Below are 25,670 nucleotides of genomic sequence, written 5' to 3' on the forward strand. Positions count from 1 at the left end.
TCAACCTAGAAATCGGTACTTGACCAACGGGTTAGCTGCTTAACGAAAAATCATTATTTTTCACAAAGAATCGGTTTGTTCACTGTCCTGTTCACAAGATCACACGTATAATGAATACATAAATAGGGTGTACTTTACAGCTACGTGCACACAGACAGGAGGCCTGTTCAAATGAGCAATTTCAAAAAGCATCATAAGCTTCACAGCAAATTGCTGGTCAGCATTACGTTATGTATTACGCTAACGTTGCTGGTATCCACCACTGTGTATTATTTTTACTATATTCGTGTGGAAAAGGAGCAGGCATTCGAGGCCAATCACAACAGCTTGACGTTGAGAAGCAGAGAGGTTATTAACATGACATCTATCGCTCAATCGTTGGCATTCCAAATGTATCGCAGCAGTACCCTATCCAAGTTGTTGTATTATCCCAAACCTAATGTATATGATGTAACCGCTGCCATGACCGAATTGAACAATTATCTTAACTCCATGCCGTATATCGAATCCATCTACGTGTTTAACCCTAAAAGCGGCACCTTCTACATTGCGTCTTCACAAGGTCAAAACGGGTTATTCAGCAAACATGAACTGGCTGATACAGATATCATTCGCGTACTGGATCATTATCAGGACTATAAACCCTTTACGCCTATTCCACGCACGTATCCGCTGCTGACTGCCTCAGACTCCAGAGCTGGAGTAGAGCAAGCAAGCCCAGATATCGCAGCCTATACGTATTTATGTTATGACGCAATTAACTCGAACGAAGCGATAAATTCGGCTGTGATTGTGAATGTGTCGGCGGGCTGGATGAACAAGGAAATGGCGGCGAATCCAATCTCAGGCGGGACCGCTTATATTTTAGACGATCAGGGCAGGCTGTTGTCTGGTACAACATTGACAGACGAAACTTTGAACGAAAAAGAGCAGCTATGGTTGCATACGAGAGTCAAAAAACAAGAAACAGGCTATTTTGTAGAAGACTTTCATGGTAAAAGATCACTCATTTCCTACACCTCCCCGGACGGACTAGGTTGGCAGTATATTAGTGTCACACCATATGAAAGCGTTATCAAAATGGCGAGTGTTATTCGTAATGCGATGTTACTGATAGCCGCCATCATTGCATTGGCAGGATTCGTGGCTTCGTGGCTGCTGTCCAAAATGCTGTATACGCCTATTGGCCAAATCGTTGTGCATATGAATTCACTGGAATCGGAGAAACGAAACAGTATGTACACGATCCGGCAAAACATTTTAAGAAATGTGATTCGGGGAATTCAAAATATCCCTGCCAGTGAAGAACCGGAACGATTGCGCGAGCTTGGGATTACGTTCCAGTTCGACAAAGACTACCGCCTTGTGCTGCTACGCATAGATGAATATACCCGATGGCAAAGCGAACGTGGACCTGATCTGCTACCCTATAAGTTTGCAATTATGAACATTGCTTCTGAAATATGCGGACAGACGTACCGGGTGGAGACTGTTGATATGGATGAGGACAGTGTACTGCTGATGCTTAACATTCTCGATCCCGCAGAACATACAGACACTGTACTACTAGAAACTTTATTACGCCAAATACGCGAAGCTTGCTTTGAATATTTGAAGCTGAGCGTTTCACTGACTTACAGTGCCATCACGAGTCAACCAGAACGGCTACATTTGCTGTACCGCCAGGTACAAGACGCATCTATGCACCGATTTTTTCAGGGACATGGCTGCATTATTAATGCGCAAAACACTACAGACGAAGATATCCAAAATACTTACGTATATCCAGCCGATAAAGAGAAAAAAATGCTGGATATGCTACTGTCTGGTCATACGGAGGATGCACACAGTATGATCAAAGAATTATTGATGCATATGGAAAAATATCCGTTTTCCTCTGTTCGAGAGGCGATATCCCGGCTCATCATGAGTGTGAATAATGCTGTTCGGCATATCAGTGAGCTCAATGGATTTGCTATAGAATCTAAACCTGAATTACCATCCGCAGATCGGTTAGAGACCTCTGAAAACCTTATTGATCATTATCAATTGGTCTTTGATCATATTCGCTCCAGTCTATCGGAAAAACGAAACACGAAACAGGAACGTTTGGTGCGACAAATTAATGAACGAATGGAGCAGGCCTATACGGATCCCAATTTTTGTCTCAATCAGATTGCGGAAGAGCTGGATATGTCGCCGATCTATGTCAGCAGGCTATATAAGCAACAGACCATGTCTACTATCGTGGACGTTATCCAACAACTCCGTATTCGCAAGGCCTGTGAGTTACTGGAACAGACCGACTGGTCCGTGGCTGACGTAGCAGAACAAACTGGATTTGCAAGCAGCTCTTATTTCCATCGCATGTTCAAACGTAGCTTGGGCGTAACACCGACAGATTTTCGCCGTTCTAGAGCAAATGCGCAATAAGTAAACTGACATAAAAAAAGCAAGCCTCCAACTTTCTGGAGACTTGCTTTTCTTCTTTATCACAATTCTTTAGGTTTTATTTAATCCCCTTCTCCTTTACATAAGCTTCCCATTGTTTTGTATATTCGGTTTGAATTTTCTCCAAACCAGCTTGGTTTGCCTTTTGCAAGAAGGTCTGCAAGCCTTGATCTACATTGTCGATCAGTCCAGCTTGGAGTGGATACAGATATTGCTTCTCAACCTGTTCTAGAGCTGCTTTTTCTGCTTGGTAGGTTGTGTAGTCCTCTGCAAAGCCGGTAAACAGGTCAGGCTTCTGAATTTTATCCAGCTCAGCAAAAATCTTTTTCACACGGTCAAAGCCTGAATCAAACAGCATATATTCCGGGTTACGCCAAGCCCAACTGTTCATACCTTCGCGTGAAAATCCATTAGAACTGCCGCTACCTATCATATGGTAGTAACCATCTTTGACTTCGTAGTTTTTGCCTTCAATACCATATTGCGTGAGCAAGTTATAGCGTTTGTCCGTCACAAGCTTTTCATAAAAAGCTAATGCGCGCGCCGGATTTGGGCTGCTTTTTGGAATTGCAAAGCCGTTATGAATCGGATGCACTGGAGTTGCATAACCTGTCGTCAAAGGGAATGGGTAATACTCGAGCTTCCAGTCCGGGTGAGATGCTTTGAGCTTAATGACCATATCATTAAACCGGGTTGGATTGTCACCGAAAATACTCGCTGCTTTACCAGAAGTCACTTGATCCTGAAGCGTATCTTTTACGTTTAATACATTTTTGGGAATGAATCCTTTATCGGCCCAGCGTTTGTAAGTATTCAGCTCTTCTTTTTGCTCATCCGAGCCCCAAAATTTATAAACCTCTGTTGGTTTTTCATATTTAATACCAATGCCATAAGGCAAGGCACCTATACTCTTCGTTACTAATTCGGTATATCGGTCATGTAGATTTCCCTTGATATCGCTGTTCAGAGATACGGTTTTCATATTTGGTTCATGCTGACGTATCCCATCCATATAAGCCTCGTAACTTTTGATATCTGTCGGTTTAGGCAAATTGTACTTCTCTCGTAAATCCTCACGCCATACAAAGCCGTTAGTGACATACTCTTTATACGTGCCAGGCACGGTATAAATTTTGCCTCCGATTTTAACTCCATCCCACATGTCCTGAGGCACAAATTTTTGCAGGGCAGGTGCGGCCTTAGGCAGCAGATCGTCTAGCGGCAGGAATGCGCCCTTCTTGGCATAGGCCTGATACTGCGTCCAATCTGCAGTGAATATCAGGTCGATAGGCTGACCCGAAGACAATAACAGCTTATATTTTTGATCCCAGTCTGTCCACGTCGTATAGTTAAATTTGACGGTGGCATTCAGATCTTTTTCCGCCAACTTATTAATCTCTGCCTCAATGGTAGACAGATCCTTAGGAGCATCACCCAGCATATAAAATTGCAGCTGCACTTTTTGGGATTTATCATCCTCTCCATTTGCTTTTTGTGCGCTGTTTCCGCTACCGCCTCCACATCCGGCTAATAGCGCCATGATGACCATTACTGCAATCAGGATGGACATGCGTTGTTTTCTTTTCTTTGTGAATGTCATGTGAATCCTCCCTTTGAAATGGTAGTCTGTTTAAATAAAACGCTTACAAAAAGTGCTGCTTTGATGGCATACCGTCAGCACGTTATGCCATCTCAGCCCGTTAGTGTCGCTTCAGCCTTTTACCGCGCCAATGGTCAGCCCCTTGACAAAGTAACGCTGAATGAACGGGTACAGCAGCAAAATGGGTCCAGTAACCACTATCGCCATTGCCATTTTCGTCGATTCTGTCGGCATATCACTGGAAAGGGATACGCCAGTACCTGCACCCATTTGAGCGATAAATTGAATGGAGTTAATTACATTATACAGATAATATTGCAACTGGTATTTATGCGGATCGTTAATAAAGAGTGAGGATGAGAACCAGTCATTCCAGTAAGCCAAGGCCAGAAACAGCCCCACAGTGGCAATACCCGGTGTGGATAAAGGCAGTACAATTCGATAGTAAATTTTAAAATCACCTGCACCATCTATTTTAGCGGACTCGAACAGCTCTTCCGGCATGGAAGAACGAATGAAGTTTTTCATTAAAATGATCAGAAACGGAGTCATCAATCCCGGAAAAATAAGCACTGTATACGTATCAAGCAATCCTAAATACTTCGTCAGCATAATGTACCAAGGTACCAACCCGCCCCCGAACAGCGTCGTAAAGTAAATATAGAAGGAAAACGCATTGCGGTATTTAAAATCTTTGCGTGCCAGCACATATCCTGCCATCGTCATCAGGAACAGGCCCAACGTCGTACCTACAACCGTGGTAAAAATCGTCACCCCGTACGCCCTTAACACCTCTTCAGGAAAGGTGAACACCGTCCGGTAACCTTCCAGTGAGAATTGCTGTGGTATAAAGTGATATCCATCCCTGATAATCGATTCATTACTGGTCAGTGAAGCCGAAATAATAAGTAGGAACGGGAGTAAACAAGCAATGGAAGCCATAATGATAATCACATAAGAGATAATTTTAAAAATTCGGGTGTATACATCCTCTTTGATCGCCATCCGTTTGGGTCCTCCTTTCTAGAATAAGGCATACTCGTCGTTCAACTTACGGATGATATAGTTCACGGTCATGATCAGTACAAAGCCGAACAATGATTGGTATACGCCTGCCGCCGAAGCCATACCCACATCAAAAGTCACTTTCAGCGATCGGTACACATAAGTGTCCAAAATATCCGTCGTACTGTACAGCACCCCATTGTTGCCGATTAACTGATAGAAAAGATCAAATTGTCCTTTCATAATACTACCAAGCGCAAACAACAGCAGCACAACGAATGTCGATTTAAGCATAGGAACGGTAATGTACCAGATTCGTTGAAAAATGTTGGCTCCATCCATTTTAGCTGCCTCATAATATTCGTCACTGATACCTGTAATCGCTGCTAGATAGATCACCATACTGTAGCCAAGATTTTTCCATAAATAGAACAGGATAATCAGGAAAATCCATACCCATGGTTTGTTGTATACATCCACGCGTTCACCACCAAGTTGCAGCAGCAGCGTATTCAGAAAACCATTATCATAATTAAATATGTTATACACGATGACACTTAGAATAACGAAAGAAACAAAATAAGGCAGGAACATCACAGATTGAGCGATCTTTTTAAAGTAGCGGCCTCGCAACTCATTCAACAAAATAGCGAGAACAATCGCTAAAACGTTACCAAGTAAAATAAACGCTGCGTTGTATCCGACCGTATTCAATGTCAGTTTTGTCAGCGTGCCGGATTGCCATAAAAAGCGAAAATTTTGGAGTCCGACAAACTTGGCATCAAACAGGCTGGTATTAAAGTCGAACTGGGTAAATGCATAATAAATACCCACCATAGGAATGTAGGAATTAATGAAGAAAAAAATTAAAGTGGGCAACAACATCAGAAATAATACTCGATTGCGGAACAGTTCATAGAAAAAACCGTGTTTTCTACCCGTTCCCAGCCTCTTACCGTTCAGGCGGGAATCCGCTGTAAGCATTGCAGAATTTTTGGGCATAGGCTGATTCAATGTGAGTCACTCCCCCTCTGTATACGTTGCCGACAGCAAGGTTTGTAGCACTGCCGCCGTATAACTATATTTTATGTAAACGCATTCAAAATAAAAAGTGAAGCCTCTCATTCTTCATGAACAAAGGAGTGTCCTGAGGAGTGAACAATTCGGATATTTGTGAAGTTTTATGTAATAAGAGGCGTCTGATCGACGCCTTAAACCCATTCACAAAGCATAATTGAACGTTTGAGGCCGTCCTTCACTATCATGTAGCTCGAAGCGCAGTTCACCGTCATTTTTGTTCTGACCCATAAACTTAATACCATCTTCCCTGAATCCGTTCAGTTGCTCAGGAGCTAATTGAAGCAACTCATACACCAACAATGACTGGTGGGTTTTAAGATTAATTAATATTAAAAAGCCCTCATCATTCGATCTGGCAAGAATAAACCCCTCGCCCATGCCTTCCACCGCAAAGCTGTCCTTCAAACGACCGGAAAGCTTCCCCATATTCCATATTTCTTTTACAGAACCATTAGCGTCAATCAGACGAACGGTCTGTCCATCGTTCATGACTGCTTTACCATTATAAAGCTTGATATTGTTGGCATTAAAATTCCAATAATGAGCCTTTGCCTGACGAAGTACCTTTCCTTTCTGGACGAACAGCGTATAAAAATCGTCATTAATCATGGGCTCGCCATACGCTTGCCATACCGTAACCAAATCTGCATCCTCCGTAACCTTGGTTGAAATGATTTTCGTCATGCCAAAATAATCTTCTTTCAATTTAATATTTGTTGGACTGAGCGCACGGATACGGCCGCCATCCTCTTTACGGTACAATACTCCGCTGCTTGCATCCAGCAAATAGCCCTTGCTTTCCTCCGATTCCCCAACCAACTGAGGATAGCTTATGCTAGCCATTCGTTCGTTTTTCTTCCATTCGAGCTTGCCTCCGACCACATCACTGATAAATGCCAGAGGAACATAAAGCGTTCCACGAATGCTACTGGCTGAAACGTCGTAAGTAACCTTCCTGTTATGTACAAAACCTATATTGGAGTTAGCCTTTATTCGACCGGAACCCAGACTGGCTATACCATTGGTAAGTGTAAGCGTCTGTGTTTTGGGGTCATAATCCGTGGCTATTCCTGGCAGAGCAGCATCTGTAATAGGAATCATGACCTGTCCCTTGTTTATGAATGACTCTCCTTTGGGAAACGACATCATATTTCCGTTAAAATAAACACGGACACTTGCAGTTCTCTGACCTTGCTTTATAGATGCAGAAGTTCCCGCTGCCTGAGCAAACTCTCCATCGTTCAGTCCGATTGCCACACTTGCCAATAAAACAAATGCAACTATTATCCGCTTGGCAGACTTATACCGTTTGACATTTTGAAGCTGGATCATGCTTGACCCCCTCCTTATAGATCAAATTCGTTTCAGCCGAACCCGTTTCATTCTTCCTAAAAATTCGCCGGACAGGTGTTAAAATCCTCTAAAAAAGGACCCTGCTACCTGCGCAGAGTCCTTGCTTGTACCATATCCTATTTTCAAGCTTGCCGTACTACTCTCACTCTGCGATTCACCAAATAAATGCTAAGCCCGATTAAGATCAACCCGATCAGCAGGAAAGCCGTAATCGCTTCGCCCAGCACCAACGAGCTGACAAACACCGAGATCACAGGCACCAAAAACGTATAAGACGCAACCTTGCTCGCATCCCCTGAATTAACAAGTGTGAAATACAGCAACCAGGAAAGTGAAATTCCCAGCACCGTGCCGAATATCAGCCCTGACACATACGGGACATTCCATACGATATCCGACCAGCTTTCCGTCACCGTTCCAGCTCCCGTCAGCACGATGCCTCCCAGTGTACATTGAAATGCAACCAGCCACAGCGAATCCACACGCTGGTTTACCTTTTTCACATATACCGTTCCCAATGCCCAGCTCACGGCTGTAATAATGGCGAGGATTACACCTGCCACAGCCACATGTCCTGAAAATCCGCCGACACTGACAGCCGCAACGCCCAAAAATCCGATGACCAATCCAAGCACTTTAAGTCTGGACATCGCTTCCCCTAGCCACATCCATGCAAAAATGCCGACCAGTACAGGCTGGAGATATACCAGCACAGAAAACAAGCCAGAGGGGACGTACATCAGTCCCACCGTTTGCAGACCATAAAACAATACCACGTTAAAAATACCTGAAATAGCATACACCCGCCAATTTTCTTTCCAACGAATGCGATTCCATCTCGGTACTAAAATCACTCCCAATAGCAGACCGCCCAGCAGTGTACGTAGTCCTGCAAACAATAGTGGAGGTGTGAATTCCAATGCAACTTTATAAATGGGCCAAGAAATGCCCCACAACACAACCAGTAGCGCGATCATCATCATCCGCTTGGCTGTCGTTAACTCTCCCATGACGCTATCGCTCCTCTATGAAAAAAATCACTAGACTTTATATACTACGCCTACAGAACAACTTTATCAAACAAAAAATATGTATTGGAAAGCTCCAACTTTCATGCCCGCTTGTTCATCGAGGTATGTCTTCGGACAGAGGAATCCAGTCAGTTGCCTATGTTACAATATACCAAAAAGACAGATAAAGCTTATAAGGATAGGAGGTTGTCTGCACTTGATTTATATCATCAAATTTTTGTACAGCTTTGTGCTCCCTCCCGGTTTGTTCATCCTCGTGATGGCAGGGCTCGTGATTTGGCTATGGAAAAGGGCACGTATACCTGCGGTCGTACTGCTTCTTGTCACATTGCTGCTGTATGTTTCCTCGACCAATCTGGCTGGAGATTTGTTAATCAGTAGCCTGGAAAAACAGTACCCACAGCCTCGTGCTATTCAAGGCGATGTCATTGTCGTACTTGGGGGCGGAGCCACAGAAGGAACCCCCGACATCAATGGACAAGGCAATTTGCTAGGATCGGCGGCCAATCGTCTGCTTACTGCGGCCAGATTGCACGAAGCAACAGGCTTACCCATTCTTTTCTCCGGCGGGCAAGTGTTTGGAGACAGTGGTAATGAGGCGAATATTGCACAAAGACAGTTACTGGGACTCGGTATTCCGGCAAAGGACATTCTGATCGAAAACCGTTCTTTGAACACACAGCAAAATGCCGTATATACATCGCAAATTTTAAAAAAACATCAACTCACTAGACCTGTTCTGGTGACCTCCGCTTTCCATATGCCCCGTGCTGCACTGGAATTTCAGCGTGCAGACATGCAGGTCGTAGCTTATCCTACCGACTATCTGGCAAGTGAAAAGCTGTCACTGTATGCTGGCAAACTCTCGCCGTCTGCTGGAGCCATGTCTACAACCGGAACAGCCCTCAAGGAATACTTGGGAATTCTTGCATTAAAGCTTAAATAATGTGATGTCTATATCATATAGCGGCATACAGCACAAACAAGCGTCTTACGCTCCGCAGGTATAAGCCTGTAAGCTAGCAAGGCGCTTGATTTACCATTACATATTCTAATCCAAGAAAATATCCGAAATTTGTTCTTCCGATATGACCTTAAAGCCTTCCTTTTTTAACAAAGCCGAGGTTACCCCATTACCAGCTATTTTACGATTTTCGAATGACCCATTATATATTGCTGCTGATCCGCAGGACGGGCTGTTTTCTTTTAAAACAACATGCGTTGCGTTAACCTCTCTGGCTATATTCAAGGCTTCGTACGCACCCCTAATGTACATATCGCTGACATCGTTGCCTGAAAACTCGACCACCTTGGCTGTGCCGTTCAGCACATCCTCGCCTGTCCCTCCAACAATCTCAGCAGGCTCTCTCGGAGTCACAAAGCCCCCCAAAAGCTCAGGACAGATTGTCACAGCTTTCTTTTCCTCTACCAACTTCTGAATATGTACATCCAGGCTATCCGTCCCGTTATATCGTACCTTCATGCCTGCCAAACACGAACTTACCAGAATCATTAGTTCCACCTCATATCCATTGTATTCCTATTAAGTAGTTAAAGTATAAACAAATTTCCTCGTAGAGTCATCGTACGAAAAATTTTGACTCGCCTCTACGTCCGCGTTCCGTAAGAGTGATATGTTTTGGCGTGTTTCTTCAGAGATCGCAAATGCATCAGGATTTCATTTTCTATACAACGGGCTGCAAATGTTGCCAGCTTGGTGCCTTTCCCGGTCTGAAAGCTTTCAATGTCCTTCACCAGGCCGATGGTACCGAAGGGTATGATATCCTCCAAATATTCATTGTTTTATTCATTTAAGGAAGGTGGAGCGTGTACTCATCCAGAATAACCTGATAAAACAAGCCGGAGGCGCATGTTGGGCAGCCTTCGGCTTATTTTTATATGTTGAGGTTCATCCTGCTCGTAAGTAAGATAATTTCACTCTTGCTATAAGTCATAATTTAAGATATATTATTAATTAAATGACCATTCATTTAATTAATAGAAATTTAGTTTAAAGAGAGGAGAATACATTTGGCAAGACCCATCAATGAAGAAAAAAGACTGGAGCGGCGTAAACGTATTCTAGAAGAAGCTGTTGTCCTGTTCGCAGAAAGTGGATATTCTAATACCACAACGGCGATCATTGCGCAGAGTGTGGGAGTGACTCCTGGAACCATTTTTCAATATTTCCCCAGCAAAGAAGCTTTATACTACGCTGCTGTCCTTGAGCCGCTTGCTGATATTCAGGCGAAATCACTTGCTTGTCTACAACAAGAGGGGACGCCGGGCGTATTGATTAAGAGCATGGTGGCAGAACAATTCAACCATATCTACTCCTATATAAATGAATTGCGACTTGTTCAATCTGTCTTAGGACAACGAGTAAAATTCCCCGAACTTACACAGAAGGTCCTTGAAAGTATAAAGGTAATGACAGATGCGATCGAATGCGTCTATGCCAAGGGGCAGTTAATGGGAGAATTCAACAAAAGCTTTTCTCCAGCAATGATCTCTCGTGCATATATCTCTTTCTTAAATGGAGTGGGCTTAACTCTTGGAGAAAGTATTATTCATCATCCCGAATGGGAAAATCTGAAAAGGCATGCCTTTTATTTGTTCGCACCCATACAACCTAAAGAAAAACTGGAGGATTCTAAATGAGTCAAGCATCATTACAACCCGATCTGACATTTAACGTTCGTGTGAAAAAACGAAAGAAAATTTTATGGAGCCTAGGGATCGTGCTTTTGCTTGTGACGGCTCTTGTATTTTTTATATCTTATAAAGTAGTAGACACCTTGTTGCACCATCCTAGAGACACTAATGTCAGCTACGGATTGAATATCGATAAAACTCCCTACGAAGAGGTCGAGTTCAAGAGTTTGAAAAATGATAATACGATTAGAGGTTCCTTCTTTCCTGCAAGTGGTCTTTCAGGTAAAGCAAGTAATAAAACAATTATTGTCGTCCATGGATATACGAGCAATCGTTTAGTCAAAGGGCGGACCCAAAAGTTAGTAGAGCACTTCGTTCCGAAAGGCTACAATGTATTGGCATTTGACCTCAGTTCACAAGGTAAGTCCGATGGTGATTTGATTACGCTGGGCCTCAATGAAAAATATGATTTGCTAGGAGCTGTAAGCTATTTAAAATCGAGAGACCATACGGGTGATAACATTGGAGTTATCGGTTTTTCAATGGGTGCTGCTACTTCTTTGCTAGCCGCAAGTGAAAGTGATGACATCAAAGCCGTAATTGCGGATAGTCCTTTTCGTAATGCTGGTCTATTTCTGAGAGAGGGTTTGCCCTTCTTTTCAGGTTTACCTGCGTTTCCATTCAGTTATACATCGACATGGATGGCAAATTGGGCCTTTAAGGTTGATCTTGATTCCATATCTCCTATGGATGCGGTAAAAAAGATGCAAGACAAGCCAGTTATGCTCATTCATGGTACTGGAGATCAGCAAATTAGTTATAAAAATACAGAAATTATTTACGAGTCCTTAAAAGATAACCCAAAAGCAGAAGTATGGTACCCGCAAAATACGGAGCACATCGATGCCATCAACCATTACCCCACTGAATATTTCAAAAGAGTAGATCACTTTTTGGATGAATATGTAGGGAATTAAATTCAATCCAAGAGAGCCAACTAGCTGAACGAGTAACCACACTTATAGGAAAATTCCCTAGCGCTTTTCAGCGTAAAGAAGCAAGTAATTGAATTATGAAAAAGACCTAAAAAGGCCCTGTAAAGGGCCTCAAGTGGGTTCATATATCTCCTTATCCATTACCCCTTCTGCTTGTAAAATTCATGGTACAGCTTCATTAATGCACGCTTTTCAATGCGGGACACATACGAACGCGAAATCCCCAGCTCTCTGGCGATTTCCCGCTGTGTACGTTCTTCACCTCCGGCTTCCAGGCCGAATCGACCAATAACTACTTCTTTTTCACGCTCATCTAAAATATCCAGGTTGCGATAGATTTTACTCTTCTCGATTTTGAGCTGTACTTTATCTACAATATCGTCCGCCTCGGTGCCGAGGATATCAATCAAAGTAATCTCGTTGCCTTCCTTATCAGTCCCTATAGGATCGTGAAGTGATACGTCTTTGCGTGTTTTTTTCAGGGATCGTAAATGCATCAGGATTTCATTTTCTATACAACGGGCTGCAAATGTTGCCAGCTTGGTGCCTTTCCCGGTCTGAAAGCTTTCGATAGCCTTGATCAGTCCGATGGTGCCGATGGATATAAGGTCCTCCAAATCTTCACCGGTGTTATCAAATTTTTTCACAATATGGGCCACCAGCCGTAGGTTATGCTCAATGAGTGTGTTACGGGAGTGTGCATTGCCTTCGGCAAACAGCTTTAGGTGTCGAGCTTCCTCTTTCTCAGTCAATGGCTGCGGAAAGGCGTTGTTTTTCACGTAGGAAACGAGTAGCGTCAATTCCTTGATGAACAGAGCGATAGCGCTAAATAGTCCGGGCACGGATGACACCTCCTGAGGTAGTTGCGAACTTACCGGCCTTTGTTACTTACCGGGCTTGTGATCTGTTTATTGTATGTAGGCAGGTGCCCATCCGTGCCTGTACTCCGAAAACTGCTCCGTAACAATTTGCCAGATATCTTTCTGGAGCAACCTCCAATACTTAATTCGAAACGTAGAGATCTCTTCGACACAAATCAACGCACTCTATATAGCCAGAGAGAAACCCGGGATAGCTTTACATTATTCATCACTTGGTTTCCCACTTTTTTTCAGCAGAGTATTAACTTCTTTCTAAATATGACAATGGGAGTGGAGAATAGACCATTGTATCTCCATCTTCATCACGTTTTAAAACAATAGCAAACTCAGCACCATTACTTTCATCACCTCTTGGCAACGGGAATATCATAGCCGGACAACGCAACTCATAATTATGAGGAAATTCTTTTCGAAAGTTCTCTAAAGCATAATTCAAAATCGCATCTATTTTGTCGGTAAGCACATTAAATCCGCCTATTACAAAATCATTGTATTCTTGGGAAGCGGTGTACTTCTCAAATAATTTTCTTTTATATTCCTCAACAGTACTAAAACAAACTTCCCAATCCAAAGGGAATATGCCATTTCCCAAATAATAAGTGTATATTTTCATATTCGATCCATTTCCTTTCTCGCACCTCATTTAGTTATTTATATTCTAAACATGCAACTCCCTGCCCGCAAATGAGTTTGCTATTATGATGTCAGACCGCTTAAACACTAGTATGCATTCCATGATCAAGGAATATATTCATAGAGAGTTTCATATAAATGATATATATCAACCTTTTCAACACATTCAAAAATTAAACTTAAGGAGGAATTTCAACATGGCAAAATTCAGTCAAAATCCAGACAACTATACTTTTTCCATGGATCCTGTTGTTATAGCAGAGGAAAATGTATCAACCAACGGAGATTCCAAAAATACTTTTCCGAAAAATGTTTTAATTGATAATAATCTCTATTGGGAAAGCAGCTTAAACGGTAAAGGTGGAGAAATCATCTTTAAATTAGATACAGGTAAGACGATCAATGATATTCTTTTAGCTCAGCCATCTTCTCGAGCTTTTATACTTTCATTTTCTTTTCACGGCTCTAGAGACGGAGAAAATTGGTTTAGGTTAGGTGAAGTCGAAACTTTGCCAACCACTGCAAAAACAACCTATCAATTTAGTAATGAGATTCCTTTTTCATATTATAAAATAACTGTACTTTCATCTGGAATGAGTAGTACAACCTCCTATTATGGTTTACGATATGTTCAACTAAGAACCGCACTCATTAATGGCGTTCCTGCCTACAGAGCATCTAGTCTAAACCCCGCTATTGCGGAATAAGTAAGTACACACAAAAAAGGGGCTGGCCAACGCCGCCCCTTGATTCATTCTATTTCATTTGAAGCATGTTATAAATCATCTCTGCTGCTTCTGCACGTGTGACCTCCTGCTTGGCACGGAAGCTACCATCTGGATATCCTTGTACTAAATTAATTTCGGTTAGACCAAGTACATCCTTTCTGGCCCACTCTACAATTTGAGAGGAATCTGAGTATGCACTGCTTTCTTGCTGTGGTATAGCTTTGATAATGTTATTCACCATTTTAGCCGCCTGCTCACGGTTAATGACACGATCTGGGCCAAACTCTCTATTACTAAACCCGCGAGCGACCTGATCTTTAATCGCCGTTTTGAGCAGATCCACGTACCACGCCGATGGATTGATATCCTCGAAGCCTAAAGTCACATCCGTTTCGAGCGGTAATTTCAAGGAACGGACCAGCATAGAAGTGAACTCCATACGCGTTACAGGTCTGTTCGGCTCAAATAGCGTGTGGGTTGTTCCCTTTACTACACCCAAATTGGCAAGCACATTTATTTTTTCTTTATTAAATATCCGATCAATGTCACTAAAATGATTTGGCTTCTTCTCAACGGTTGAATCTTGAATGTGCTCTGTTACTATCGGTTCCTTTATAACAGACTGAATCGGTTTTACACTCTCCGCTCCTCCTGCTCCGCCACCTACGTCCACAGTATTACCCGTTGTTTTTCCATTCGCTTGTTTTGCCTCATTGCGTTTTCCTTGACTATTTTCTGCCCAAAGTTGAACGGTATACAACTGCTTCTCTTTAAGTTGTCTCCAGATATAGCTTCGATCCTTACCACGATATAGCTCTGTTCCTCCTTCACTAGCGAGAACGAAAATATCATTTCTATGTTCTGACTCCCAATGGATGATAAACTCACTATTCGTTGTTTCCGTCTTCGAAAACGCAAATGCTGGAGACGGCAGCGTCTCCACTTCACCTTCTGTCTGCTTACCTTCACCACTTGTGTTCAATGGCTTGATGGTAATACGATACAATGTAGAACTATCCAGTCCATCTACTTTAAATTCATGGGTGGCCGTATGACCGATAAGCATCTCGTTTTGGTAGACATTGTAAGCATCTGCACCCGGAGCTTCTTTCCACGTAACAACCAAATCGGTATCTGTTACTTCTTTCACAGTCAATCTATTGTCTGATATCTGACCTGGCAAAGCGCGATACGTAAACGGAGCTATATTACCTGCCCCCGTTGTATTCACGGCCTGTATACCAAACGAGTAAATCATACCAGGCTGGATACCTGAAAGCTTAATATGGGCATCTCTGGTGTTAAAAACTTCCCCCGTATCTTTACGGGTTACAGTATATTGATAAACGCTCTTGATTTCATCCCAGCTCAGTGAAATCTGGCCAGCCTCAAGTTCTGTAACATTAACATTTTGTACTTCAGGAGGACGTGTCAGCAGCTCACCCAACGCTGGCTGGCTGAAACCACTACTGTTCCCACTGCTCACTTGAAAATCATAGTTTTTCCCACCTGTTAAACCAGATATAACCACACGTGGTTCCGTACTATAATAATCTTGACCGTTGATCGTCACCTTATATTGAGTTGCCCCATCAACCGGGGCCCATATCAATGTGGCATCGTGCTCGCGAACATCTACAGTTGCAAGTTGTACAGCCGAAATCGGTAGTGTTAATGCGTTGATAGAAGTATCTTTACCCGTACCACTTCGATTGTAGGCTCGTATTTTAATATTGGCAGACCTGCCCGCTGGCAAGCCCTCAAAAGTATAAGAATGAATACCACGCGCAACCCGCACCTTCGGTTCATCGTTAACATTCAAGATGTATCCTTCAGCCCCCTGCACATCCTGCCACTCAACACCGATAGCATACACATCCTTCGTCACACCCGATAATGTAGTTACTCGATCAGGTAAAGTGATGACTCCCAGATGAGCAAAGTCTCCGAATCCTGTTGCATTTTCAGCGGAAACATTATAACTATATTCTGTTCCCGCCTGAAGATCAGTATCGGTGAATTCTGTATACACATCGTTATAAACCGATACTTCGTCACGTTCTAGGGCATAGTAGGTGGCAGTGATTACAGAATTCCACTTCAAGTCGATTCCATCTTCTCTTACAGTTACATTTCGGAATCCATTCGGGCTGTCTGGTAGGCTTAGAAAAGATACATGCTTTGCTGCGCCCTCTCCAGTGTCATTAATAGCTGATACAGAAACATCGTAATATTGACCTGGCTTCATTCCCGTAATTGGATTATACACATCCTGTGTAACCGTATCCTTAAATATGATTTCCCCCGTTCTTACGTCTGCTGCTGTAATATTATATCTGTTAGCTGATGAAACTGGCGTAAAGTCAGCCATGATTTCTGTAGAATGACGAGAGACAGGTCGTAACTGGATATGATCAGGAGCATCAGGTAACGTTAATACACGGACTCGATTGGAATACGCATTGCCTCCTACATGATTACTAGAACGCATTTCATATTCGTATTGCCGTCCTCCTTGTAGCCCTCTATCTGTAAAAGAATTTGTCGGATGCGTAACATCCCAAACCTCATTAGTTGTTATATTTCGGACTGTATAGACGTAACCATCATCAAGGGCCGACGGGAGTGTCCACTGCAAATCAGCTTCTGTATTTCGTACGGATGTCGCAGAGAGCACAACCGACTGGGGCTGGTTTTGAATGCGTAGTGCACCGCTAACCGTTTCATAAATGTTACCCACCCTATCTTTGACCTTGGCATGAACATACCATTCACCTTCATTTGAAAGATCCATCTGGATTGTTGTGTCGGCTGCAGCATCCCAGTTTTCGGGTGAATCAGGGCTGTTCGTGATTTTATACTGCATTGTGGATGACTCAATCCCCGAATGCTGATCGGCATATCGTATCCTTACAGGAATATGAGTATCTTTCCATTCACGCGAATCCGGCGTCAGTTGGATCGTCGGTGGTTCCAAATCAATATAAGACACCGCGGACACCGGATCGCTTCGATTTCCAGCTGCATCTACAGCTTGTGCAGTCAATTGTATGACCCCCGAACCCTTTAATATTCCCGATGAACCAGACACATAAGCGCCAGAACCTAATTGATATTCATAATGTACTGCTGTAGTATCCGTCGCACCCGATAGAGCAAACTGAACTGGCTTATTGGTATATCGAGTAGGCATCGTCACCTCGGAAAACGTAACTTTTGGAGCCGTTGGCTTGGTTCGATCAATCATAACCGATTGAGTTACGATTGAACTAGACACATCAAGATTATTGATCGTCCGTGCTGATAATTCGTAAATTCCTTCTGCGCTTAATGTAAAAGTACCCTTGTAGGTCAACCACTCCCCAGATGGATTCAAGCGATACTGTGTCATCTTAATTCCATTTATAGGGTCACTTCCTGAATCAATGGTAATATTCACATCACGGTTCGTTGGGCCTGTTTCACTAGTCCGGATGACAGGAGCCGTCGGTCCCTTTTTATCAATAGTGACTTCTTTGCTTACTTCTCGGCTCACATTACCGACGCTGTCAATGGAGCGTGCATGTACCGTGCTTTTACCATCTTTATTCACATGAAACGCTTCACTATAATCCTGCCAATCCTGATTCACAACGCCTGTCATACGAAATTGAGTATGGGCTAGTCCAGAATAATCGTCTACACCCGATTGTAATGAAATCGTATAGTCATTACTATTCCCTGTTGCTTCTATGCTAGGGGGGAGTTGGTGGCATCTTGTCTATTCGGACATTCCCGGAAGAAAGGCCACTATACTGGTCATTCACATCCACTGTCCGGGCATAGATTGTATTTACACCATGGTCATAGACAGTGAAAGGCCCGGTGTATGGCTGAAATGCTCCTCCGTTCAGACTATATTCATAGTATTTTAATCCTTCAGGAGCCACATCTCCATCGATCCACACGGTTACAGGGTCTTTGGTCCACCCTGTAACAGCTTGTCCCTCTGCGTCTGCGTGAATCTGGGGTGGTTTAGGCATGAGGTCCGATTTGGGAATAACACGGACCCCAAACTTGGATATTTCATTACTTGTCTGTTGGTTAGTTCCCATCGCTCTGAAATAGCGAACATCCCTTAATGTAATTGAGTCGGTGATATCTATCCATTTTCCCTGGTAATAGCTATCAGCATAGAATTTCCTTACATTAATCCATGTATATAGATTCGTTCCGTTAGGCCTCCAACTGTCGCCTGCGGCGGCATTAGACGTATATATATCGGTATGATAAGACCCCTCAATATAAACAAAAATCTTGTAATCCGAAGCCTTAATAGATCTTCCAATATCAATAAAACGATTTGTCGGCTGTGTAGTCCCATCACATTTATACCTCGCCGAACCCGTGCCAGTGTATACTTCTGTTGCTCCTATCCCATTTCCTGACCAAGAACCCCAACTATCGCCTCCACCCGGCAAATTATTTTGGCAAAAAGGGCCCCCAATGATCTCCTGAGCAGCAGCGGATACCCTTTCCGGAAATATGGGAATCATCGTTAATAGTAGGACTACAGCCAAAAATCCATACACCCACTTCCTATACTTCCTTACCTTTCGCTTATTTTTTCGATACATACACTTCTCCTTACTTTATTTTATTTTCAAAGAGTTTTACAAACTCGCTTCGAGTAAAATAGAAAAAGCACCTCAAACGAAGGCGTTAATGCCTAGGTTTGAGGTGCTTCCTCTATATCACGAGTATGTTTTGAAGCTATTATACTTCGTTCCAAGCAGGATGTAAACAGAACCGACAAATTATTCAAGGGTGTTAATGAACTTGAACGCCTAAGCTCCGAAAAAATCCTCGCATATTCTGCATGTAAGAATCCTGAGTAGCGGAAGATTCCTTAAGAAGATTTTGCATGCTGTCCATAAAAGCAGAAGCTGATGTCGTATCCGCTTTGTCAAAGCGATTGTTTAACGGTGTGTTATTTAGCAACTCTGTATTCTGCCCCATACGTTCCTTGTATTTCTCAATCCAATCAGGATGTTGAGGAACCTTTTGCGCAAAATTTAACAGTTGGCCAAGCCCATTTCCTCCACCTTTAATATCATTCATGTACGCCGTATATTTTTGAGGATCGACCTGCTTCATCACTTCCGACAGCTTGACATAATCCTCAGGAGCACCTGACGGACGATCCATTGGAGTCGTGTAGCTAATATCTCCGGTCTCTGGATCAGTGGATCGTGTTAAAGCAATACTAGCAATCTGGTTCATGGTTTCGAGAAATTCTTTGGCCTTGTCGCCTTCCATGTAATGATCAGCAATATACTTGGATTGAGTAGCTCCCATCTCCAGCAGCACAGCTCGCTGACTCTCATCCGTTACTGTTCCGTCGACGATAAAATTAGATTGAATCATACTGTACACTGCATTAGACACTTCTTCTGGCTGACCTTCCAAAACCCGGTTTAATGAATCATTGATCTGTGTTGTACCAAAATACTTGGCAGCCTGTGATACAATAGCCCCTTCGGCCAACTGTCTACCAGCTTCACTGATCTCCACGGAGTCTTGAACTACCACTCTGGAGACCTGCTCTTCATGAAGCTGGGGTGGTGGAGCTTGCTTGCTTGTCGGATTGATCCGTAAACTACTTGCATTAAGAATCGCTTGCTGTGCTCTAAGAGGTCCAAAATTCATCCTATTTCCTCCTGTCATGTTTGTAACAGGCAATCTAAGGCGTATGTATAGTGTAATGTGACCCTGTTTCTATATATATCGGACAAAGCATATATGGAATGAATATATGCTTTGTCCCAAAAATGAACAAATATTGAAACGAACTACTTTTGTTTCAAATATAAAATACTCAAGCAACAAGTTACCTAAAGTCTTAGCTTAATACCCCGTCCATCAACCACCATAAATACTATAGGCAAAGTGATATACAATATCCGTGTCTATAATCGAAGTACCTGACACCTGAACGGCTACCCCTGATAGATCATAGTAGTGTGTAAAACTGATGGCTCCAGACAGGTATTCCGCTATACTTCCAGTGGAAGATGGCAGGGAAAGAGTCACACTAAAGGCTCCATTCTGGTCCGTATAAGCTGTGCCTGTACGAGTACGATTCCCGCTGCCTTCAGTCCAGTTCTGATTCAACCATGTCACATCAACAGGTGCATTTGCCACTGGATAACCATCAGTTGTCTTAACTACACCCTTCACGGTAAGGTTACTGCGTTGATTAACCCGATAATGACGACCATATGAGTAGTTCGGATAATCATTAGGGCCATTAGCAGAATCATAGCCGGTAATTTCAATTTTGCCAGCCCGAAGCACCGGCTTCAGTGTAATTGTGTACAAATGATTGGGTGAATACTGATTGGTTGTGTACACTCGCACATAGTAGGTTCCTGTATTTAAGCTAACATTATGGTTCGTTTGCGGCAAAAGCACCATTTGGTTTCCGGTAAGGACTCCGTAGACTTCCGCTTTGTAGCCATAACCGTCCGAAACACTGTCAAGCTTGACGTTCAAAGCGTCATAATTGCGGCTGGCTGGGATCGTAACTTGGTACCAGTCATTATCAATGCCTGAATGAATGGAGCGTGAATTAAGCGATGAACCGCCCGTACTAAAGGTAAAGTTGTAGGCATGGAAAGCACTCTCATCTGGTTCATATGCATCGTAGCTGGAACTTGTATCGACCGTTAGATAGAAAGGATCATTGATACTGGAACCTTTTTTGGCATGGACAGCAATCGCATATGCCTTTTCATTTCCAGAAGCGTTGCGGGTTCCTACGTTTTCAGGAAGTGAGGCAGCCCCCTGTTCATAATTGTTAAAATAAGTACCATAGGTGGATGCGTCAATGGCATTAGGATTAATGTCCCCTGTCGTCATATCAAACTCATATAAGTATAAATCATAGTCAAGCTGGGCTGAAAATGGACCATCCAACTGGGCCTGCAACAATTCACCAGGCTGCAAATAGATCGGATATAAAAATTGTGTACCTCCCTCTTGCGTAATCGTACCGGAATACGTAGCAGAAGAAGCTGTGGCTGAAGCAGCCATTGGGCTTTCTTTCAGCGTAGACATGGATTCCCTTTTCAATGAGGTTGTCTCTGATGTCTTGAAGTTGAGGTTTTCTTGCATGACATAAACCGAAGACGTAACGCTGTCTGGCTTGTCTGCCCGCGTTAGACGCTTAATTAAGTCTCTATTTTCAGTTGTTATCTGAATCTTGGATTCTGCCTTAATCGCTTGATCCGATGCAGCCTCCTTACTTTCACTCGCGTTCGCAGTCATTCCGAAAGCAAACAGAAGCATCATGCTTAACATCATTGCAATAGCCTTTTTGAACCTTTTCATACTGAAATCCCCTCTCAAATGGTTTAAGGAATTCCCGCTATCCCCGGATAAACCAGGGTGATTTCTAGGCTGCATGGCTCTATCATAAATCATCTTTGGTTATATTGGAATATATTATGCAAAACATTTTCTATTTGTAATCTATGAAAAAAAGACTATTTTCTTATCCTTGCTAAATAAACATGAAAAGTCGCTCTTTCAGAAATGGAAAGCCTCGGCTAACCCTTCAGAAAAAGCGACTCTCTCATGATCAAAATGACATTAAAGCATTTCTTAGTTTCTCAAGCTGTAAGCAAATAGATAAATAATGTCCGTCGCACTAATCGAAGTTCCATCGACCTGAGCGGCTACTCCTGTAAGATCATAATAGTGTGTGGAACCAATTTCACTTATATAATCTACATTTTTTCCTGTCGATTGCGGAAGAGAAAGGGTCACACTGAATTTACCGCTATCATCGGTGTACGTAGAAGCCGTTCTCGTACGGTTACCGCTATCCTCGCTAAATCTAGGATATTTATCTTTATCATAAAGTATTTCTGGTTTAAATGGTAGATATTTCTTTAGGTTTTTTCATTTGGAATCCCTTGTATCCAGTCGGTGCTTTGACCTGCGGGTTCCTTCAAACAATCATGGACATAGGCAGCGTGTCGATCGCTTGTAAGTATATTCAAATAATCTCCTGCCAGTAAAAGCATCTGTCCATCAGGGATTTTTTCATCCGACCCGCGCTTGACAGAAACAATGAGACAGTGAGCAGGCCACTGAAAATCCTTGATTTGTGTACCGTCCAAACGCGATCCCTGAAGAATAGGTACTTCAAGTATAACTTTGCTTGATGATTGCTCCGTTTCACCACTTGCCTTTCTTTGATGCAAAAAGCGCTCCAGCAGAACTTCATACACGGGATGAGAGCGAAACAGCTCGGCCGTCATGTAGGCAACGAGGCAGACAACACCTGTAGATAGCAGATTAGTGAAATTCCCTGTCATTTCGGTAATCAATATGATTCCAGTAATAGGAGCCTTCAAGCTCGCTGTAAGATAGCCTGCCATTGCCAAAATCAAGAAGCTACTTTCGCTAAGCACAGGCATTCCCCATAATCCATTTATGAACTTGCTATACATCACACCAATTAAGGCCCCGATCACGAGCATAGGTAAAAATATTCCACCAGGAGCAGAAGAACCGTAACTGAACATCGTGAATAAAAACTTAAGTATTAAAATAACAAGAAGAAATTTCAACGAAAAAGAATCCGTTATCAAATCGTTCACCAGGCCATTTCCGCCCCCAAGCAGTAATGGCATGCTTAATCCAAGCGCTCCAGACATTACAAAAGGGAGAATGGGTCTATATGGAGCAGGCAGCCAGGTCATTTTTAGATAGAAATCTTGAAAGGCATATATAGACTTATTGAAAACAACGCCCATAATACCCACAATAATGCCTAAAATAAGCAAATGAACGTACTGATTCAGCGGAACAGGCCCCACATTCATAAAATGAAAAACGGGACTCATTCCAAAAAACTCTTTGGATACAAAATCAGCCACCAGTGATGAAGCGAGTGACGCAATCAGGATAAGAGGCGAGAAATTCAAATGAATTTCTTCCAACGCAAAAATGACCCCTGCAATGGGTGCATTAAATGCCGCTGCCAGTCCAGCGCTTGCTCCGCAGGTGATCAGGATATTCTCTTCTGTTTTCGATTTACTCATCAAACGACTAAATCCCTGGGCAGTTAGAGCCCCGATTTGAATAGAAGGACCTTCTCTTCCCAAGGACAAACCGGAACCAATACTAATGGCACCCCCTAGAAATTTAGCTGTAAGAGCCTTCCACCAATTCATATTTAGCTTATTCTGTAGGACTGCCTTGACTTGGGGAATACCACTACCGGAAATCGCAGGCTGTTTTTTGACGGTCATTCCCGTTACCCACCCGACTATTACTAATATCACGAACCATAATGGGACAATCCACATATGGCGCAATTGATAGTGGTAAAATTCAAGAACACGCTCCAAAGACTCTTCCAACACAAATCGGAACAACACAACCACGCTACCAGATAACAAGCCAACCACTATGCCGCCTATCAAGAGACGGAATTTAAAATTAAACCAGGTCGCCAGTGTTTTTTGTGTATCATTTCTTTCCATTCACATAACCTACTTCACTTCAATTTTACAGATGGCTAATAGAATAATTCATTGTCACGTATCTCTGCAATAAATTACATCACAGGCTGAGCAATTGCCAGCTCTCCCTATAACGTTAACAGACCAAGCTTAGCCTCGGTCATACGCCCCCTGCAACTCTCCTAGCTAACCGCACTTTATATCACATCACGACAAAAAAGCTCCCTCACTCTAAGGGAGCTTTTCTGAATTGTGGGTCTGCAGACACGCTCCTGCTTAAGGAGCGACTATCCTCCGTATTAGCCTCAATAACAACAATAAAATTTCAATCCACGCTCCTACATAAGGAGCGACCTCTTAAAAAAATGGCTACTGTCCCCCGAATGCATGATTTCAATCCACGCTCCTACATAAGGAGCGACCAAGTTATACCAGAACAGTTTGCACGATTTGGTTATATTTCAATCCACGCTCCTACATAAGGAGCGACTTACAAAGCAGCGAGAACTATGCTACAATGTCAATTTCAATCCACGCTCCTACATAAGGAGCGACTTACAAAGCAGCGAGAACTATGCTACAATGTCAATTTCAATCCACGCTCCTACATAAGGAGCGACATGAGGTCATTCAGCACCTTATCAAATATTACAAATTTCAATCCACGCTCCTACATAAGGAGCGACTGCAGGATATTGGGTTTAACGGGGATACTGCTACGCCATTTCAATCCACGCTCCTACATAAGGAGCGACCGCACGTACTGAGATGCCTTGCTGTGTAAGGCTTCTCAGTACGTAAAGTGCGAATGTCCTTTTTGGACTCGCGTATATGGAAACAAATGGGCGTGAATCTCTGAAATCCCGCGTCCCGCTTGAGGTGCGAAGGAACCGGGATTTTTATGTGAGCTTGGGGTTCGCACCAGCTTTATTTATTATATTTTGCTACCTATATTCAACGCAACCCATACCGTATTTCTCTATATCCTTTTCAGCTTTTGGTTTCAATTGGGCGTAAAGGAGACACATTCCGTGGAAGTCCATTTTGCGGGCAAAAATAGAATGCGATAGCAATTTATGTTTCCAACTCAGCTCTCTCAATAGCCTGAACCAACGTCATAAAAGGGGCCTCCCGTTTATATTGAATAGCCTTTTGGCTTGTACCGCCCGCATCACACCATTCCCAATGGGTATGAATATCCACAGACTCCAGAAAATAAACAGACAAGGCCTCCACAGGATTCACTCCATACATATGTATAAATGTCTCGTCTGAAAGCTGATTATGTTGGAGATATTCATTTTTCATGGTGCAAAGAAGCTTGCAGATATCCTCCCTGTTTACATTAACGAGACGACTCACGAATGCATTGCGTCTTTCCACCGAGTTCAGTATGATTTGCATAGCATTGCGTATATGCCACGCATCAGGGCCGATCTGGAGCCTGTTAATTAAATCGTTTGCGGTCAGGTCAGGATTAAATGGGGCTGGCTCCAAAATGTATGTCCATGCATCGTTGTGTCCTTTTTCAAACACCTCGATAGCGTCAGAGACGTTTATACCAATGTTTTGCCACTTGCGATTGAGGGCATCCATAATATGATAGTAGTGTAGCTCAGTTTCTCCATGTTCAACTTCTTGCGTCCAAACCGGTCTCATGCGTACAATATCCTTGATTGCTTGCTCATTCGCTTTGAATTTCGTAGTCACTGTATCTTCCTCCTTTTGAAATCTGATAAAATG

At 42.9% G+C, this 25,670-nt stretch carries 19 protein-coding genes, 2 pseudogenes and 1 CRISPR repeat array; of the genes and pseudogenes, 5 read left to right on the forward strand and 16 right to left on the reverse strand.

The genetic code is table 11. From position 1 onward, the window contains the following. Window positions 1-171 precede the first annotated feature (171 nt). A complete protein-coding gene (locus tag ACYCS5_RS03025) occupies window positions 172-2,433 on the forward strand; it encodes a helix-turn-helix domain-containing protein (protein WP_459760772.1) in 2,262 nt (753 codons plus the stop codon). Between the two features lie 76 nt (window positions 2,434-2,509). On the opposite strand, the gene ACYCS5_RS03030 is transcribed toward ACYCS5_RS03025, so the two are convergent. The 5 genes from ACYCS5_RS03030 to ACYCS5_RS03050 all read right to left on the reverse strand — a co-directional run bounded on the left by ACYCS5_RS03030 (window position 2,510) and on the right by ACYCS5_RS03050 (window position 8,499). After that, a complete protein-coding gene (locus ACYCS5_RS03030; protein ID WP_029515391.1) occupies window positions 2,510-4,051 on the reverse strand; it encodes an extracellular solute-binding protein in 1,542 nt (513 codons plus the stop codon). A 111-nt stretch (window positions 4,052-4,162) separates the two neighbouring features. Beyond that, window positions 4,163-5,056 (reverse strand): carbohydrate ABC transporter permease, encoded by an 894-nt coding sequence (locus tag ACYCS5_RS03035; protein ID WP_459760773.1) that lies wholly within the window; start codon window positions 5,054-5,056, stop codon window positions 4,163-4,165. Window positions 5,057-5,074: 18 nt separating this feature from the next. Continuing rightward, window positions 5,075-6,070: an ABC transporter permease gene (locus ACYCS5_RS03040; protein ID WP_069010440.1), complete on the reverse strand. Its 996-nt coding sequence runs from the start codon at window positions 6,068-6,070 to the stop codon at window positions 5,075-5,077. A 207-nt stretch (window positions 6,071-6,277) separates the two neighbouring features. After that, a complete protein-coding gene (locus tag ACYCS5_RS03045) occupies window positions 6,278-7,468 on the reverse strand; it encodes a copper amine oxidase N-terminal domain-containing protein (protein WP_069010439.1) in 1,191 nt (396 codons plus the stop codon). Window positions 7,469-7,611: 143 nt separating this feature from the next. Continuing rightward, the gene (locus tag ACYCS5_RS03050) at window positions 7,612-8,499 is read right to left on the reverse strand and encodes a DMT family transporter (protein WP_209949467.1); all 888 of its coding nucleotides are present in this window, start codon (window positions 8,497-8,499) and stop codon (window positions 7,612-7,614) included. A 217-nt stretch (window positions 8,500-8,716) separates the two neighbouring features. Between ACYCS5_RS03050 and ACYCS5_RS03055 the strand changes: the two genes are divergently transcribed. Further along, on the forward strand, window positions 8,717-9,466 hold the full coding sequence (locus tag ACYCS5_RS03055) for a YdcF family protein (protein ID WP_459760774.1): 750 nt from the start codon (window positions 8,717-8,719) through the stop codon (window positions 9,464-9,466). Between the two features lie 105 nt (window positions 9,467-9,571). Here the strand turns inward: ACYCS5_RS03055 and ACYCS5_RS03060 are convergent, their stop codons facing one another. Continuing rightward, complete coding sequence (locus tag ACYCS5_RS03060; RefSeq protein WP_049816884.1) at window positions 9,572-10,033, reverse strand: 2-thiouracil desulfurase family protein; 462 nt, start codon at window positions 10,031-10,033, stop codon at window positions 9,572-9,574. Between the two features lie 125 nt (window positions 10,034-10,158). Next, window positions 10,159-10,317 (reverse strand): annotated as a pseudogene (locus ACYCS5_RS03065) (sigma factor); the annotation flags it as partial. Window positions 10,318-10,551: 234 nt separating this feature from the next. Here ACYCS5_RS03065 and ACYCS5_RS03070 point away from each other — a divergent pair. Both ACYCS5_RS03070 and ACYCS5_RS03075 read left to right on the forward strand, forming a co-directional pair. Next, window positions 10,552-11,181, forward strand: coding sequence for a TetR/AcrR family transcriptional regulator (locus tag ACYCS5_RS03070; RefSeq protein WP_459760775.1), 630 nt, complete (start codon window positions 10,552-10,554; stop codon window positions 11,179-11,181). Then, on the forward strand, window positions 11,178-12,152 hold the full coding sequence (locus tag ACYCS5_RS03075; protein ID WP_165148906.1) for an alpha/beta hydrolase: 975 nt from the start codon (window positions 11,178-11,180) through the stop codon (window positions 12,150-12,152). Before ACYCS5_RS03070 ends, ACYCS5_RS03075 begins: the two co-directional genes overlap by 4 nt. A 158-nt stretch (window positions 12,153-12,310) precedes the next feature. On the opposite strand, the gene sigK is transcribed toward ACYCS5_RS03075, so the two are convergent. Next, window positions 12,311-13,012 carry an RNA polymerase sporulation sigma factor SigK gene (sigK, locus tag ACYCS5_RS03080; protein ID WP_013311218.1) on the reverse strand — a complete coding sequence of 234 codons (702 nt, stop codon included), beginning with the start codon at window positions 13,010-13,012 and terminating at the stop codon, window positions 12,311-12,313. A gap of 280 nt (window positions 13,013-13,292) precedes the next feature. After that, complete coding sequence (locus tag ACYCS5_RS03085; RefSeq protein WP_318627832.1) at window positions 13,293-13,643, reverse strand: hypothetical protein; 351 nt, start codon at window positions 13,641-13,643, stop codon at window positions 13,293-13,295. A gap of 238 nt (window positions 13,644-13,881) precedes the next feature. Here ACYCS5_RS03085 and ACYCS5_RS03090 point away from each other — a divergent pair, with 238 nt between their 5' ends. Beyond that, window positions 13,882-14,391, forward strand: coding sequence for a discoidin domain-containing protein (locus ACYCS5_RS03090; protein ID WP_342434312.1), 510 nt, complete (start codon window positions 13,882-13,884; stop codon window positions 14,389-14,391). A gap of 49 nt (window positions 14,392-14,440) precedes the next feature. On the opposite strand, the gene ACYCS5_RS03095 is transcribed toward ACYCS5_RS03090, so the two are convergent. The 7 genes and pseudogenes from ACYCS5_RS03095 to ACYCS5_RS03125 form a co-directional block, all read right to left on the reverse strand. Beyond that, a complete protein-coding gene (locus ACYCS5_RS03095; RefSeq protein ID WP_459760776.1) occupies window positions 14,441-18,055 on the reverse strand; it encodes a fibronectin type III domain-containing protein in 3,615 nt (1,204 codons plus the stop codon). Between the two features lie 91 nt (window positions 18,056-18,146). Beyond that, window positions 18,147-18,971: a hypothetical protein gene (locus tag ACYCS5_RS03100; protein WP_459760777.1), complete on the reverse strand. Its 825-nt coding sequence runs from the start codon at window positions 18,969-18,971 to the stop codon at window positions 18,147-18,149. A gap of 250 nt (window positions 18,972-19,221) precedes the next feature. Continuing rightward, complete coding sequence (locus ACYCS5_RS03105; RefSeq protein ID WP_459760778.1) at window positions 19,222-20,100, reverse strand: hypothetical protein; 879 nt, start codon at window positions 20,098-20,100, stop codon at window positions 19,222-19,224. Window positions 20,101-20,313: 213 nt separating this feature from the next. Beyond that, the gene (locus ACYCS5_RS03110) at window positions 20,314-21,783 is read right to left on the reverse strand and encodes a transthyretin-like family protein (RefSeq protein ID WP_459760779.1); all 1,470 of its coding nucleotides are present in this window, start codon (window positions 21,781-21,783) and stop codon (window positions 20,314-20,316) included. Between the two features lie 273 nt (window positions 21,784-22,056). Continuing rightward, a pseudogene (locus tag ACYCS5_RS03115) lies at window positions 22,057-22,290 on the reverse strand (hypothetical protein); the annotation flags it as partial. 56 nt (window positions 22,291-22,346) lie between these two features. Next, window positions 22,347-23,948, reverse strand: coding sequence for a ClC family H(+)/Cl(-) exchange transporter (locus tag ACYCS5_RS03120; RefSeq protein WP_165148891.1), 1,602 nt, complete (start codon window positions 23,946-23,948; stop codon window positions 22,347-22,349). Window positions 23,949-24,249: 301 nt separating this feature from the next. Further along, window positions 24,250-24,682: direct repeats of the CRISPR family, unit length 32 nt; unit sequence ATTTCAATCCACGCTCCTACATAAGGAGCGAC. A 319-nt stretch (window positions 24,683-25,001) separates the two neighbouring features. Continuing rightward, on the reverse strand, window positions 25,002-25,637 hold the full coding sequence (locus tag ACYCS5_RS03125) for a hypothetical protein (protein WP_185156365.1): 636 nt from the start codon (window positions 25,635-25,637) through the stop codon (window positions 25,002-25,004). Between the last annotated feature and the right edge of the window lie 33 nt (window positions 25,638-25,670).

It is taken from the genome of Paenibacillus sp. SEL3 (assembly GCF_054602585.1).